The sequence below is a fragment of the Microbacterium protaetiae genome (assembly GCF_004135285.1).
GTDB classification, from domain to species: domain Bacteria; phylum Actinomycetota; class Actinomycetes; order Actinomycetales; family Microbacteriaceae; genus Microbacterium; species Microbacterium protaetiae.
Window position 1 is genome coordinate 2,278,511 of the sequence record NZ_CP035494.1, and the last position, 12,578, is coordinate 2,291,088.

Annotated in this window: 13 protein-coding genes and 1 pseudogene; 7 read left to right on the forward strand and 7 right to left on the reverse strand. The window is 68.8% G+C overall.

Features of this window, described 5'->3' with window-relative positions; all coding sequences use genetic code 11:
* Window positions 1–18 precede the first annotated feature (18 nt).
* Window positions 19–321, forward strand: coding sequence for a DUF3467 domain-containing protein (locus ET475_RS10550; protein WP_129389666.1), 303 nt, complete (start codon window positions 19–21; stop codon window positions 319–321).
* A 39-nt stretch (window positions 322–360) separates the two neighbouring features.
* On the opposite strand, the gene upp is transcribed toward ET475_RS10550, so the two are convergent.
* On the reverse strand, window positions 361–993 hold the full coding sequence (gene upp / locus ET475_RS10555; RefSeq protein ID WP_129389669.1) for a uracil phosphoribosyltransferase: 633 nt from the start codon (window positions 991–993) through the stop codon (window positions 361–363).
* Between the two features lie 51 nt (window positions 994–1,044).
* On the opposite strand from upp, the gene tadA reads away from it, so the two are divergent.
* Both tadA and ET475_RS10565 read left to right on the forward strand, forming a co-directional pair.
* Complete coding sequence (tadA, locus tag ET475_RS10560) at window positions 1,045–1,476, forward strand: tRNA adenosine(34) deaminase TadA (RefSeq protein WP_129393874.1); 432 nt, start codon at window positions 1,045–1,047, stop codon at window positions 1,474–1,476.
* A gap of 98 nt (window positions 1,477–1,574) precedes the next feature.
* A pseudogene (locus ET475_RS10565) lies at window positions 1,575–1,765 on the forward strand (transposase domain-containing protein); the annotation flags it as partial.
* Here ET475_RS10565 and ET475_RS10570 read toward each other — a convergent pair.
* Genes ET475_RS10570 through ET475_RS10580 form a run of 3 tightly spaced genes read right to left on the reverse strand, consistent with a single transcriptional unit; the run spans window position 1,764 to window position 4,784 of the window.
* Window positions 1,764–2,687: a TIGR03560 family F420-dependent LLM class oxidoreductase gene (locus tag ET475_RS10570; protein ID WP_129389672.1), complete on the reverse strand. Its 924-nt coding sequence runs from the start codon at window positions 2,685–2,687 to the stop codon at window positions 1,764–1,766. The pseudogene ET475_RS10565 and the gene ET475_RS10570 overlap by 2 nt on opposite strands.
* Window positions 2,687–3,652, reverse strand: a complete 966-nt coding sequence (locus ET475_RS10575) for a cation diffusion facilitator family transporter (RefSeq protein ID WP_129389675.1) — start codon at window positions 3,650–3,652, stop codon at window positions 2,687–2,689. The genes ET475_RS10570 and ET475_RS10575 overlap by 1 nt, the downstream gene beginning before the upstream one ends.
* A 19-nt stretch (window positions 3,653–3,671) precedes the next feature.
* Window positions 3,672–4,784 carry an alpha/beta hydrolase gene (locus ET475_RS10580; protein ID WP_129389678.1) on the reverse strand — a complete coding sequence of 371 codons (1,113 nt, stop codon included), beginning with the start codon at window positions 4,782–4,784 and terminating at the stop codon, window positions 3,672–3,674.
* Between the two features lie 57 nt (window positions 4,785–4,841).
* Here ET475_RS10580 and proC point away from each other — a divergent pair, with 57 nt between their 5' ends.
* Together proC and ET475_RS10590 are read left to right on the forward strand one after the other, a co-directional pair.
* Window positions 4,842–5,675: a pyrroline-5-carboxylate reductase gene (gene proC / locus ET475_RS10585; RefSeq protein WP_129389681.1), complete on the forward strand. Its 834-nt coding sequence runs from the start codon at window positions 4,842–4,844 to the stop codon at window positions 5,673–5,675.
* Window positions 5,676–5,765: 90 nt separating this feature from the next.
* The gene (locus ET475_RS10590; protein WP_129389684.1) at window positions 5,766–7,844 is read left to right on the forward strand and encodes an APC family permease; all 2,079 of its coding nucleotides are present in this window, start codon (window positions 5,766–5,768) and stop codon (window positions 7,842–7,844) included.
* Here ET475_RS10590 and ET475_RS10595 read toward each other — a convergent pair whose 3' ends face one another.
* Both ET475_RS10595 and ET475_RS10600 read right to left on the reverse strand, forming a co-directional pair.
* Entirely contained in the window at window positions 7,845–8,516 is a 672-nt protein-coding gene (locus ET475_RS10595; protein WP_129389688.1) for a potassium channel family protein, read from the reverse strand.
* A complete protein-coding gene (locus tag ET475_RS10600) occupies window positions 8,509–9,912 on the reverse strand; it encodes a TrkH family potassium uptake protein (protein WP_242497847.1) in 1,404 nt (467 codons plus the stop codon). Before ET475_RS10600 ends, ET475_RS10595 begins: the two co-directional genes overlap by 8 nt.
* A gap of 94 nt (window positions 9,913–10,006) precedes the next feature.
* Here ET475_RS10600 and ET475_RS10605 point away from each other — a divergent pair, with 94 nt between their 5' ends.
* Window positions 10,007–10,405 carry an ArsR/SmtB family transcription factor gene (locus tag ET475_RS10605; protein WP_129389694.1) on the forward strand — a complete coding sequence of 133 codons (399 nt, stop codon included), beginning with the start codon at window positions 10,007–10,009 and terminating at the stop codon, window positions 10,403–10,405.
* Window positions 10,402–11,616: a glycosyltransferase family 4 protein gene (locus tag ET475_RS10610; RefSeq protein ID WP_129389697.1), complete on the forward strand. Its 1,215-nt coding sequence runs from the start codon at window positions 10,402–10,404 to the stop codon at window positions 11,614–11,616. The genes ET475_RS10605 and ET475_RS10610 overlap by 4 nt, the downstream gene beginning before the upstream one ends.
* Here ET475_RS10610 and ET475_RS10615 read toward each other — a convergent pair.
* Complete coding sequence (locus ET475_RS10615; RefSeq protein ID WP_129389700.1) at window positions 11,498–12,577, reverse strand: bifunctional glycosyltransferase family 2/GtrA family protein; 1,080 nt, start codon at window positions 12,575–12,577, stop codon at window positions 11,498–11,500. The genes ET475_RS10610 and ET475_RS10615 overlap by 119 nt on opposite strands.
* Window position 12,578: the final 1 nt, after the last annotated feature.

The following is a 12,578-nucleotide window of genomic DNA, read 5'->3' on the forward strand; positions in this document are numbered from 1 at the left end:
CCCCGTAGACTCGGGCGCATGAGCGATGATCTGCCCCAGCAGTTCGAGATCGACCTGCCGCCCGACATCATCCCGGGCAACTACGCCGACTTCGCGAACGTGTGGCACACCCCGACGGTCTTCGTCATGGACTTCGTCACCCTTGCCCAGCCGCCGCGCGAAGAGACAAACGAAGACACCGGAGAACGCGTCGCCGTCGTGCCAGCGCGGGTGGTCAGCCGCATTCGGATCCCACCCGAGCAGGTGTTCGAACTCGCCAAGGCACTCACCCAGCAGCTCGAGTACTGGGAGCAGGAGACGGGCAAGCGGTCGCCCGAATGACGCGGGCTGCGCACGGGGCGTGAGCGACGCCCTCCGGCGTCAGACCGTGCCGTACAGGCGGTCGCCCGCGTCGCCCAGGCCCGGCACGATGTAGCCGTGTTCGTTGAGCCGCTCGTCGCGCGCGCCCAGCACGAGGGTCACGTCGCGGTCACCGACCTGCTCTTCGATCTTCGCGATGCCCTCGGGGGTGCCCAGCAGGCAGATGGCGGTGATGTCCTGCGCGCCGCGCGCGAAGAGGAACTCCATCGCCGCACCCAGCGAGCCGCCGGTGGCCAGCATCGGGTCGAGCACGAAGCACTGCCGGTCGCTCAGGTCGGCGGGCAGCCGCTCGGCGTAGGTCGTCGGCTGCAGCGTCTGCTCGTCGCGGACCATGCCGAGGAACCCGACTTCGGCTGTCGGCAGCAGCTTCACCATGCCCTCCAGCATCCCGAGCCCGGCGCGCAGGATGGGCACGACGATCGGGCGCGGCTCGTCAATGCGCACACCGGTCGTCGTGGTCACCGGCGTGGTGATCTGCACCGGCGCCACCCGCACATTGCGTGTGGCCTCATACGCGAGCAGCGTGACGAGTTCTTCGGTCAGCTGGCGGAAGACCGGCGAGGGTGTGCGCGCATCGCGCAGCACCGTGAGTTTGTGGGTGATCAACGGGTGGTCGGCGATGTGCACGCGCATGCTTCCAGGGTAGCTGGGCCGTACGCTGAACACGTGACGAACGCTGCCGCCATGGATCGCGCCCTCGCTCTCGCCGCCGCGGCGGGGGCGGCCGGCGACGTGCCGGTCGGGGCGGTGGTGACCGATTCGGCGGGGCGGGTCATCGCCGAGGGGCGCAACGAGCGTGAAGAGACCGGCGATCCCACCGCGCACGCCGAGGTCATGGCTCTGCGACAGGCCGCGGCATCCCTCGGCTCCTGGAACCTCGAGGACCACACGCTGGTGGTCACCCTCGAGCCGTGCCTGATGTGCGCCGGGGCGATTCTGCAGGCGCGCATCGGCCGGGTGGTGTTCGGGGCGTGGGACGACAAGGCCGGGGCCGCCGGATCTGTCTACGACGTGCTGCGCGATCGCCGTCTGCCGTATCGCGCCGAGGTCGTCGGGGGAGTGCGCGAGGCCGAGTCCTCGGCCCTTCTACGTGCGTTCTTCGACGCCCGCCGCTGACGCCAATACCGTTCAGTTAGCACGTGTCGGTGTTGCGTGGGGGTACGCCGCGGGCGGGGTGGAAGAAGCCGGTATCTGAGCGCCTGTTGTCGGATTTGATGTCGGTCGGTGTGTTGACGCAGGTGTTCCGCGCCAGGGCTGGTCGATGAGGCCATCGCTCAGGCGGGGCCGCACCGAGCAGTGTCATCGGACGTTGCCGGCCCGGGTGATGGCGTACTTCTCGATCGGGCTGGCGTTGTACTCGGAGGGCTCCTATGAGGACGTCCTCGGCCAGCTCGCGGACGGGCTCAGAGCGCGCGCAGCTGCGGCAGCAGCGAGCCCAGCAGTTCGAGGTGCTCAAGGTCGCGCTGATCGGGCAGCTGGAAGTACACGCGCTGCGCGCCGAGCGCACGCAGCCGCGCGACCTTCTCGACGACCTCGTCGGGTGTGCCGGCGATGACATCATCGCCGCGCATCGCGCCCGAATCGCGGCCGATGGCAGCCGCGCGGCGTGACAGTTCGTCCTCCGACGTACCCACGAGCGTCGGCAGCGCGACCGACAGCTTGAGCGTCGCCGGGTCGCGTTGCTCGGCCTCGCATGCGGCCCGCACGCCCGCGAACTTGTCCGCGATCACGTCCTCGGGCTGGAAGCCGATGTTGAACTCGGTCGCGAATCGCGCAGCGATCGCCGGAGTGCGCTTCACGCCGCCGCCGCCCACGATCACCGGAACGCGCTCCTGCACCGGCTTGGGCAGCGCCGGGGCGTCGACGAGCGTGTAGTGCTCGCCGGCGAACGCGTAGCGACCCTGGGTCGCCCACAGTCCGGTGATCAGCTCGAGCTGCTCTTCGAGCATCCCGAATCTCTTGGGCGGAAACGGGATGCCGTAGGCTTTGTGTTCTGCTTCGAACCAGCCGGTGCCCAGGCCCAGCTCGGCGCGGCCGCCGCTCATCGCGTCCACCTGCGCCACCTGAATGGCCAGCACCCCGGGCACCCGGTAGGTCACCGACGACACGAGCGTGCCGAGCCGGATGCGCGAGGTCTGCACGGCCAACCCCGCCAGCGTCGTCCACGCGTCCGTCGGGCCCGGCAGCGGTGACCCGTCGCCCATGCGCATGTAGTGATCGCTGCGGAACCACCCGTCGAAACCGAGACGTTCGGCCTCCTGCGCGTGCACGCGCTGCTCGTCGTAGCTGAATCCCTGCTGGGGTTCGGTGAACACGCAGAACTCCATCAATCCTCCGATTTCACAATGAACGCCTCGGTCGAGGGCGCGGGGTCGGCGCTGGGCCGGTAGACGTCGGGTTCGAGGTAGATGACCCGGGCGATCGGCACGGCAGCGCGGATGCGCCCTTCGACCGTGTCGATGTCGGCGGCGACCGCTGACAGCGGTTTGTCGGCAGCGAACGCGAGCTTGGCGGCCACCAGCAGCTCGTCGGGGCCGAGGTAGAGCGTCTTGATGTGGATGAGCCGGTGCACCTGGGGGCCGTCTTCGATCGCGGCCACGATGGCGCGCAGATCGGTCTGGTTCGCGCCCTCGCCCACGAGAAGACTCTTGGTCTCGATGCCCAGTGTGATCGCCACCAGAATCAGCAGCGTGCCGATCATGAGCGTGCCGATGGCGTCGAAGACCGGGTTGCCGGTCAGCCACGACAGCCCGACGCCCAGCAGTGCGAACACGAGGCCGGTCAGGGCTGCGGTGTCTTCCAGAAGCACCACCGGCAGCTCAGGGGCCTTCGCGTGCCGGATGAAACCGATCCACGACTCGCCCTTCTGCTTGTGCGGCGTCGATTCGTGGATAGCCGTGCGCAGCGAGTAGCCCTCCAGGCAGATGGCGATGACGAGAACCAGCACCGCGAGCCAGACATGGTCGAGCTCGTGCGGGTGCGTGACCTTCTCGACGCCCTCGTAGATCGAGAACAGCCCGCCGACCGAGAACAGGATGATCGAGACCACGAATGCGTAGACGAACCTCTCGCGGCCGTGACCGAACGGGTGCTCCTGGTCTGCCTGCCGCCGTGCCTTCCGGCGGCCGAGCAGCAGAAGCAGCTGGTTGCCGCTGTCGGCGACCGAGTGGATGCCCTCGGCCAGCATGGACGCCGACCCCGAGAAGAACCACGCGACGAACTTCGCCAGGGCAATGCCCAGGTTCGCAAGGAATGCGGCGATGATCGCCTTGCCGCCGCCGGAGGAACTCATGCCGAGAAGTCTACGGAGTTCAGTCCTCGCTCTTGAGGATGATCGTCTCGGTCGGCGGCTGCGGCCCGGTCGGCGAGGCGATGTATCCCATCACCTGCAGCAGTGCGCGACGCACCAGACCCGGGCGCTCCAGGTGCGGCGCATGGCCGACACCCTCGAGCTCGAGCTCGACGACCTGGCCACCGGCATCCCGATATGCATCCAGCACGTCGCGGGTCTGCGTGACCATCGGCTGCGGCGGGGCGACGTCGTCGCCGGGCCAGTCGGCGATCACGCCGGCCTTGCCGAGCTGGTTGAGGTCGAAGAACGAGGCATCCGACACGATGGCGTCGGCGGTGCCGTGCACCCACAGGATCGGGGGCTTGGATGCCAGGTGCACGATGCCCGACACATCGAAATACCGTGGCGCCATGGTGTTGAGCACGCCGACCGACCCGGCGCCGAAGCCGGGCCAGTTCGTGCTCGGCACGCTGTCACCGGGGTAGTTGCCTTCGGTGGTCGAGGTGCTCAGCATCGAAGTGACCCAGATGTCTTCGTGCGCGGTGACGTAGTCGGCCGAGACGTACGACGACCGAAAGACGCTCCGCGGCGAGGTCGCGGCATCCGCGCTCGTGTCGTGATCGCGCAGCCGCTGCACGAAGTCGGGGTTCGCACCGCCTGCACCCACGCCCGCATCGTCGTCGGTGAGCCGGGTGCCGTCGCGGCGGGTGCCGCCGAACCCATAGGGCGAGACCGGTGCCTGCAGCGTGAGGCTGAGCACCGGGTGTTCCAGCGCGTACTGCAGGATCACGCCGCCGCCCATCGACCAGCCCACCAGGTGCACGGCGCCCAGGCCGAGGGCCTGAAGTGTCGCATGCAGGTCGTCGGAGAAATCACGCACGCCGCGGGTGGCATCCACCGGCTTGGCCTCGGAGCCGCCGAAGCCGCGCAGGTCGACCGCTATCGCACGGATGTCGCCGGGCAGGTCTTCCATGATCTCTTGCCAGAACAGCGCGGAAGAGACGTTGCCGTGCACGAAGACGACGGTCTGTGCGGCCGGTGTCGCAGGGCCGTCGGCCGTGCGCTCGAGGATGTTCACCGCCAGATTCGGGGTCTCGACGATGCGTGCGGCGATGCCGTCGAACACTGTCATGGAATCGGCCTCCTCAGCGGTCCTGTCTCGACTATAACCGCGCCCGCCAGCCGTAGGATGAGCGGCATGCTCCCACCCATCGCGATCCTCGGCGCCGGCTCTATGGGCGGCGCCATTCTGCACGGCCTCGTCGAGTCGGGGCAGGCGTCAGACCTCATCGTCACGAACCGCACAGCGGCCAAGGCGCAGGCGCTGGCCGGGCTGACCGGCGTGCGCAGCATCGCCCTCGAGCAGCAGGCTGAGGGCAACACGGATGCCGCAGCTGCGGCCGATGTCGTGCTCGTCGGTGTGAAGCCGGCGATGGTGCCTGATCTGCTGCGCGAGATTGCGCCGGCGCTGTCTGCGGGCACCGTGGTGGTGAGCATCGCTGCAGGTGTGACGATCGACACGTTCGAGCAGATCCTGCCGGCCGGGACGCCTGTGCTGCGTTCGATGCCGAACACTCCGGCCCTGGTCGGCAAGGCCGTGACCGGTATCGCCGCGGGCTCGGCGGTCGATGCCGACGACATCGCGGTGGTGCGCGCACTGTTCGAGACCGTCGGCACGGTCATCGAGGTGCCCGAGAACCAGATCGACGCACTCTCGACCATCTCCGGCTCGGGGCCGGCGTATGTGTTCCTGCTCATCGAAGAGCTGACCAAGGCCGCTGTCGGCAAGGGTTTCACCACAGCCGACGCACGCACGATGGCCGAGCAGACCTTCATCGGGGCGACCGCGCTGCTGGCGGCATCGGGCGAAGATCCCGCCGAACTGCGCCGCCGTGTCACGAGCCCGAAGGGCACCACCGAGCGGGCCGTGGCGGTGCTGCAGCAGGCGCGCTTGGACGAGGTGTTCGCCAGCGCAACGGATGCCGCGCTGGCGCGCGCACGCGAGCTCGCCGAAGGGCACTGAACCACCCCGCGAGAGCGGGCGTGGGCCCCGGGATCGCACCCAGAAGAATCGCGTGCCCCGCCGGATTGCACCCGGGGGTTTTCGGGCGTAATGTCGCCGCTCGTGACAAGCGAGAATCGCGACGGCACGCCTGAGTCGCCGATCGTGAAACGCATCCTCCTCGGCGACCCGCTGGCGTCGGAGAATGCGGATGAGCACCTGCTCCCCAAGCGCATGGCGCTGCCGATCTTCGCCTCCGATGCACTGAGCTCGGTCGCCTATGCGCCGCAGGAGATGCTGATGATCCTGCTGGCCGGCGGGCTGGCATTCTTGGCCTTCGCACCCTGGGTCGCCGCCGCGGTCGTGCTGCTGCTCGTGGTCGTGGTGCTGTCGTACCGGCAGCTGATCCGTGCATACCCTTCGGGCGGCGGCGACTACGAAGTGGCGCGCACGAACCTGGGCGAAGTGCCCGGGGTGATCGTGGCATCCGCCCTGCTGGTCGACTACATTCTCACCGTCGCCGTCTCGACCGCATCGGGCGTGGACAACATCATCTCGGCCGTACCGGCACTGAACCCCTGGCGGGTGGAGCTGGCGGTGGGCTGCGTCGCCCTGATCGTGGTCGTGAACCTGCGCGGGGTGCGCGAGGCCTCACGCGCTTTCGCGATCCCCACCTATGTGTTCGTCGGGTCGGTGGGGGTCATGGTCGTCACGGGGCTGCTGCGCACCGCCGTGGGCGCGGCACCCGTGGCCGCCAGCGCCCACTACGTCGTGCACGCGCAGAGCATCTCGCAGGCAGCGGTGATCCTGCTGCTGCTGCGCGCGTTCTCGAGTGGATGCTCGGCCTTGACCGGCGTCGAGGCGGTGGCCAACGGCGTGCAGGCCTTCCGCCGGCCGAAGATCCGCAACGCACGCGCGACGCTCGTCATGCTCGGGGGCATCGCCACTCTGATGTTCGCGGGACTCGTCGCTCTCGCCCTCATCTCGCGCGTGCAGTATGCGCAGGATCCCTGCGATCTGCAGGGGTTCGACTGTCACACGCCGCAGCCGAGCCTCATGGCGCAGCTGGCAGCCGCCACGTTCGGGGCGGCATCCATCCCGTTCTTCATCGTGCAGGCGGCCACCGCGTGCGTGCTGCTGCTGGCCGCCAACACGGCGTTCAACGGCTTTCCGCTGCTGGGGGCGGTGCTGGCCCGCGACGGGTACGCCCCCAAAGCGCTGAACACCCGCGGCGATCGACTCGTCTACTCCAACGGCATGATCGTGCTCGGCGTCGCCGCCATCGTCGTTCTGCTCGTCTACGAGGCGAACCTGTCGAACCTCATCCAGCTGTACATCATCGGGGTGTTCGTGTCGTTCTCGCTGGGGCAGATCGGCATGATCCGGCATTGGATCCGTGGTCTGCGCCGTATCCGGTCGCTTCCCGACGACGCGCGGGCGCAGCAGTCGGCGCAGCGGCAGCGGCAGAGCTTCAAGCGGGGCCTGGCCATCAACTCCCTGGGCGCGACCATCACCTCCGCGGTGCTGGTGATCGTGACCATCACCAAGTTCACGCACGGCGCTTGGCTGGTGTTCTTGGCCATCCCGATTCTGTCCACGCTCATGATGGGCGTCTACCGCTACTACCGCGACGTCGACCACGAGACCCGCATGGACGACACGGTGCATTTCGGCTCGGCCGGCGATGTCGCCCTCATCCTGGTGAACCGGCTGCAGAAGCCCGTCGTCAAGGCGCTCGACTACGCCCTGGCGGCCCGGCACGAGAAGACCCTCGCCCTGCATGTGGCGGTGACGAAGGATGAGTCGGCGGCGCTGCGTAAGGCGTGGCAGCAGCACAGGATGCCGGTGCCGCTGATCACCATCGAGTCGCCGTTCCGCAGCTATGCGGGGCCCGTGATCGAGTTCATCAAGAAGTACCGCGAAGAGCACGGCTCAAGCGTGGTCACGGTCTACCTGCCGCAGTACATCGTGGGGCATTGGTGGGAGCGGATTCTGCACAACCGGCGCGCCCGCCGCATGGCGCAGCAGCTCATGCTCGTGCACGGGGTGACCATCACCCTCGTGCCGTGGCTGCTTGACTCGTCAGAGCTCATCTACGGCCGGCGTTCGCGGCCGGTGCCCGGGCAGGCGCGGGCCGGGTTTCCCACCTCACCCGAACCGCACTACGATCACGAGCCGCGGCGCCGCTGATCAGCGCTCGAGCGAGGCGAAGCGCTCGATGTCGGAGTTCGTGCCCGACACGATGATGAGGTCGTGGTTGGTGACCACGGTGTCGGCCTCGGCATAGCGGAACGGCCGGCCTGGGCTCTTCACGCCGACGACTGTGACGTTGAACTTCGTGCGCACACCCGACTGGTTCAGGCCGATGCCGCGAATGTACTTGGGTGGGTACATCTTGGCCAGCACGAAGTCGTCGTCGAAGCGGATGAAATCGAGCATGCGGCCGCTGACCAGGTGCGCGACGCGCTCGCCGGCCTCGCGTTCGGGATAAATGACGTGGTTAGCACCGACCCGGGCCAGGATCTTGCCGTGCGACTGCGACACGGCCTTCGCCCAGATCTGCGGCACCTTCAGGTCGACGAGGTTCGCAGTGATCAGCACCGACGACTCGATCGACGACCCGGTGGCCACGACCGCGACCTGAAAGTCCTGCGCGCCGATCTGCTTGAGCGCGTCGAGGTTGCGGGCGTCGGCCTGTACGGCGTGGGTGACCCGCTCCGACCACTTCTGCACGAGGTCGAGGTTCATGTCGATGGCGAGCACGTCGCGGTCGAGTCGGTCGAGTTCGCCGGCGCATGCGGCGCCGAACCGGCCCAGCCCGATCACCAGGACCGGCGCATCGCCTCGGATCTGCTCAACCAACGATCGGCCTTTCCACGGGAAGCGAATACAACTGCTTGCGACTTGTCGCGGCGACGGCCGCGGCAAGGGTCACTGTACCAACGCGGCCGAAGAGCATGGTCGCCGCCAGCACATACTTGCCCGGATCGTGCAGAGAATCGGTCAGCCCCGACGACAGCCCGACGGTGGCGAAGGCCGAGATCACGTCGAAGAGCACGTCGGCCACCGGCGCCTTCGTGAACTGGGCGATGGTGATCGTCGAGACCGCCACCAGCGTCGCACCCCAGGCCACGACCGACAGCGCCACGCGCTGCACGTCGCTCGGGATGCGGCGGCCGAACGCCTGCACCGAGGGGCGACCCTTCGCCTCTGACCAGACGGCGAGGGCGAGCACGGCGAGGGTGGTCACCTTGATGCCGCCGGCGGTCGATGCCGAGCCGCCGCCCACGAACATGAGCATCGACCCGACGATGAGCGACGAACCGTGCAGGCTGCTGACATCCACCACCGAGAATCCACCCGAGCGCGTCATCGCCGAGAGGAAGAACGACTGATAGACGGTGTCCCAGGCGTCGCGGCCGCCGAATGTCTTCGGGTTGTCGAACTCGAGCAGCAAGAAGATCAGCGCTCCGACGATGAACAGCAGCACCGTGGTGATCACGGTCAGCTTCGCGTGCAGCGACCAGCGGCGCACGTGCCAGCGTTGACGCAGCACGGTGAAGATGACGGGGAATCCGATCGAGCCGAGGAAGACACCGGCCATCATCACGGTGAGAAAGAAGTAGTCGTGCTGAAACGGGGTGAGCCCGCCGGGGTTGGGGGAGAAGCCGGTGTTCGTGAACGACATCGCCGCGTAGTAGGGCGCCTCCCAGAGAGCGCGCAGCGGGCTGATTCCGCCGACCACCAGCGATGGGTACATGAGCACCGCCAGCACGAGCTCGATCGCCAGGGTCGAGAGCGCGACCGTCGCCAGCAGTGAGCCGACATCGCCCAGCCGCACGGTCTGTCCCTCGTTGACGGGTCCGCCGTGCGCGCGCAGCGGGTTCGAGTCGCTCGCCGCTATCAGCTTCGCGCGCAAGCCCAGCCGCTTCGAGATCACCAAGCCCAGGATCGATGCCAGCGTCAGCACGCCCAGGGCGCCGACGTTCACGCCGATGTAGATGACGACGTGCCCGAACGCCGACCAGTGCGCGGCCATGTCGACCGTCGACAGTCCGGTGACGCACACCGACGAGATGGCGGTGAAAAGCGCGTCGGCGAACGGCGTGCGCTGGCCCGTTGTGGTCGCGGCCGGTAGCGAGAGCAGCAGCGTGAAGATCGAGATGAGAATGATGTACACGCCCACCGCGAACCGCGCCGGCGACGCCGTGGTCGCATCGCGCAGGGTATCCCAGGCCCGGCGGGGTGCAGCCCGCAGCCGACGCCGGAACGACGACCGGCGTGCGGCGGAATCGGAACGCGTGGACACCTGTGTCATGGTACTCAGCCAGACGCCCCGCTAACCTAAGGGCATGGCGGACATCTTCGACGTGATCGCAGACGGCACCCGTCGCGACATCCTGCGCCTGCTGCTGGATCGCTCCGCCGCAGGCAGTGCCGGCACCAGCGTTTCGCAGATCGTCGCCGAGTTGGGTGTGAGCCAACCCACCGTCTCGAAGCACTTGAAGGTCCTGCGCGAAGCCGAGCTGGTGGCCGTTCGCGAGGAGGGGCAGCATCGCTACTACCGGCTGTTGGCCGCGCCGCTCGACGAGGTCGACGCGTGGATAGTGCCATTCCTCGACGAGGCCGCTGACGATGCCGGTGCACCGCTTCCCGAGCCGGCTGTGCACGCCGCCGAAGCGGTCGGCCGCGCCGCGGCATCCGCCAAGCACGCGTGGGAGAACGCGCTGAAGAAGCTGCCCGGGCGGTGAAAACGGGCGATACCGCGCAGCGGGCGATCATGCTCCTGTGCGACTATTCGCTGCGCTATCTCGGCGGCGCTCAGACGGCTTTCCTGCGACAGGCGCGGGGGCTGGCCGAGCAGGGCTGGGCCGTCGTGGTGGTCGCACCCGACGCCGATGTGCTGGCCGAGGTGCCGGGCATCGTGCCCGTGCCGGTGCGGGTCGCATTCACGGTGCCCGGCGTGGGGCTGCCGGTCTTGGCATCGCGGCGCCGTCTGCGGGTCGAGATCGCCCGGCTCGCGGCTGCCCACGACGTGCGAGCGCTTCTCGTGCACTCCGAGTTCACCCTCGCGGTCGCCGCACTTGATATCGGCACCGCGCAGGATCGGCCGGTGCTGCACACCGTACACACCTTCTTCTGGCAGGCCTCCCGGGCCCTCGACGTGCTCGTGCCGCTGGCGCGCTGGGAATACCACCACATCACCGGCCGCTGGCCCTCGCCCCGCTACACCGGCAGCACCCCCATCAACAACGCGCTGCGGTCCATGACCCTCACTGTGGCCACGCGCGCCGATGTCGTGCTCTCGCCCTCTGCACATCAGGCCCGGGCGCTGCACACCGTCGGGGTGAAGGCGGTGCGCGAACTCTCGAACATCGCCGAGCCGCTGCATCCCGCGCCGGCTCGGGCCGAAGGGCCGCTCACCCTGGTGTGGGCGGCCCGCTTCGCGCCCGAGAAGCGGCTGGATGTCGCGCTCGGGGCGCTCCGGATCATCACCGCACGCCGCGGGCCCGGTCGCGTCCATCTGCATGTGTGCGGGGGCACGCACCCGCCGCAGACCGACGTGACCTTCCACGGGCGGGTGGCCGGTGAGCGGGTCGGCGCCCTGGTCGCGGCATCCGACGCCGTGCTCATCTCGTCGCTGGGCTTCGACAACCAGCCGATGATCGCGCTCGAGGCCTTCAGCCGTGGCCGGCCCGCCGTTGTGGTCGACCCCGTGCTCGCCGAAGAGTTCGGTGCCGCCGCGATCGGCACGGCGGGGGTGGATGCCGCGGGCCTGGCCGCCACGCTCGAGCGGCTCATCGACGACCGCGCCGCCCTCGTGGCGGCTGCGGCCGCAGCGATCACCTATGCCCGGGACCGACAGCCGGCCCCGCATGCACAGCGGCTGGATCGGCTGCTCGCGGTGGCGCGGGACCGGATGCGGGAGCGAACACGACAGCCCGCTGAACGCCGTAGCTGACCAGGAACAGCGTCGCCTCGGTGATGACCTTCGCGGCCAGCAGCGGCAGTCCGAGTTCGGACAGCGCGCTGATCGTGCCGTAATTCGCGGCCAGTAGCAGCAGCGCGAGCGAGAAGTAGCGCATCGCTGCGGCGCGCAGGGCGACGTCGCGCCCGCGGTGGAAGACCAGCCGGCGGTTGACGGCGAAGTTCACGGTCGAGCTGAGCACCCGGGCCGCCACCACCGAGAAGAGCAGTGAACCGGTCATCGCGTGCAGCACGAGCAGCGCCAGCGTGTCGATGACGAAGGCCGACAGGGCAGACGCCGCGAACCGCACGACCGGCGCGTAGACGCGCAGGGAGTCGCGCACCGGGCGGAAGTGGCTCGATGCGTTGTTGTCGGTGTAGATCGTCGCGATCGGCTGTTCCACGAGGTCGAAGCCGGCCGCGCCGGCCTGCAGCAGCACTCGGAATTCGTACTCGAACCTGTCTCCGCGCACGCTCTGCAACCACCCCAGAGCGTCGGCGGCCACACCGCGCAGACCGGTCTGGGTGTCGGCGACGGTCCGGCCCGACGCGAGGCGGAATGCGATGCGGCTCACACCGTTGCCGATGCGACTGCGCGTGGGCACCCGGCCGGTGAACGCGCGCACCCCGAGCACGATGCGGCTCGGCGCGATACGGGCGGCCACCCGGGCGATGTCGGCCGGCGTGTGCTGGCCATCGGCGTCGGCGGTCACGACGCAGCTGTCGGGCATGCTCCGCGCGATGTGTGCGAAGCCGGTGCGCAGCGCGGCGCCCTTGCCGCGGTTGCGATCGTGCGCGAGCACGAGGGCGCCGGATGCCGCGACCGCGGCGAACACGCTGCGGTAGGCGGGCCCCGACCCGTCGTCGACGACGACCACCGGCATCCCGCGCAGTTCCCTCACCAGGGCGACGAGGCGCTCGTCGGGTTCGTACGCGGGGATCAGGACGACGCTCATG

What these genes read in the sequence shown, in the direction of transcription:
- ET475_RS10605 (WP_129389694.1), top strand. Translation starts at nt 10,007, where the DNA reads ATGGCGGACATCTTCGACGTGATCGCAGACGGCACCCGTCGCGACATC.
- ET475_RS10590 (WP_129389684.1), top strand. Translation starts at nt 5,766, where the DNA reads ATGTCGCCGCTCGTGACAAGCGAGAATCGCGACGGCACGCCTGAGTCG.
- ET475_RS10580 (WP_129389678.1), bottom strand. Translation starts at nt 4,784, where the DNA reads ATGACAGTGTTCGACGGCATCGCCGCACGCATCGTCGAGACCCCGAAT.
- upp (WP_129389669.1), bottom strand. Translation starts at nt 993, where the DNA reads ATGCGCGTGCACATCGCCGACCACCCGTTGATCACCCACAAACTCACG.
- ET475_RS10615 (WP_129389700.1), bottom strand. Translation starts at nt 12,577, where the DNA reads ATGAGCGTCGTCCTGATCCCCGCGTACGAACCCGACGAGCGCCTCGTC.
- proC (WP_129389681.1), top strand. Translation starts at nt 4,842, where the DNA reads ATGAGCGGCATGCTCCCACCCATCGCGATCCTCGGCGCCGGCTCTATG.
- ET475_RS10550 (WP_129389666.1), top strand. Translation starts at nt 19, where the DNA reads ATGAGCGATGATCTGCCCCAGCAGTTCGAGATCGACCTGCCGCCCGAC.
- ET475_RS10570 (WP_129389672.1), bottom strand. Translation starts at nt 2,687, where the DNA reads ATGGAGTTCTGCGTGTTCACCGAACCCCAGCAGGGATTCAGCTACGAC.
- tadA (WP_129393874.1), top strand. Translation starts at nt 1,045, where the DNA reads ATGGATCGCGCCCTCGCTCTCGCCGCCGCGGCGGGGGCGGCCGGCGAC.
- ET475_RS10575 (WP_129389675.1), bottom strand. Translation starts at nt 3,652, where the DNA reads ATGAGTTCCTCCGGCGGCGGCAAGGCGATCATCGCCGCATTCCTTGCG.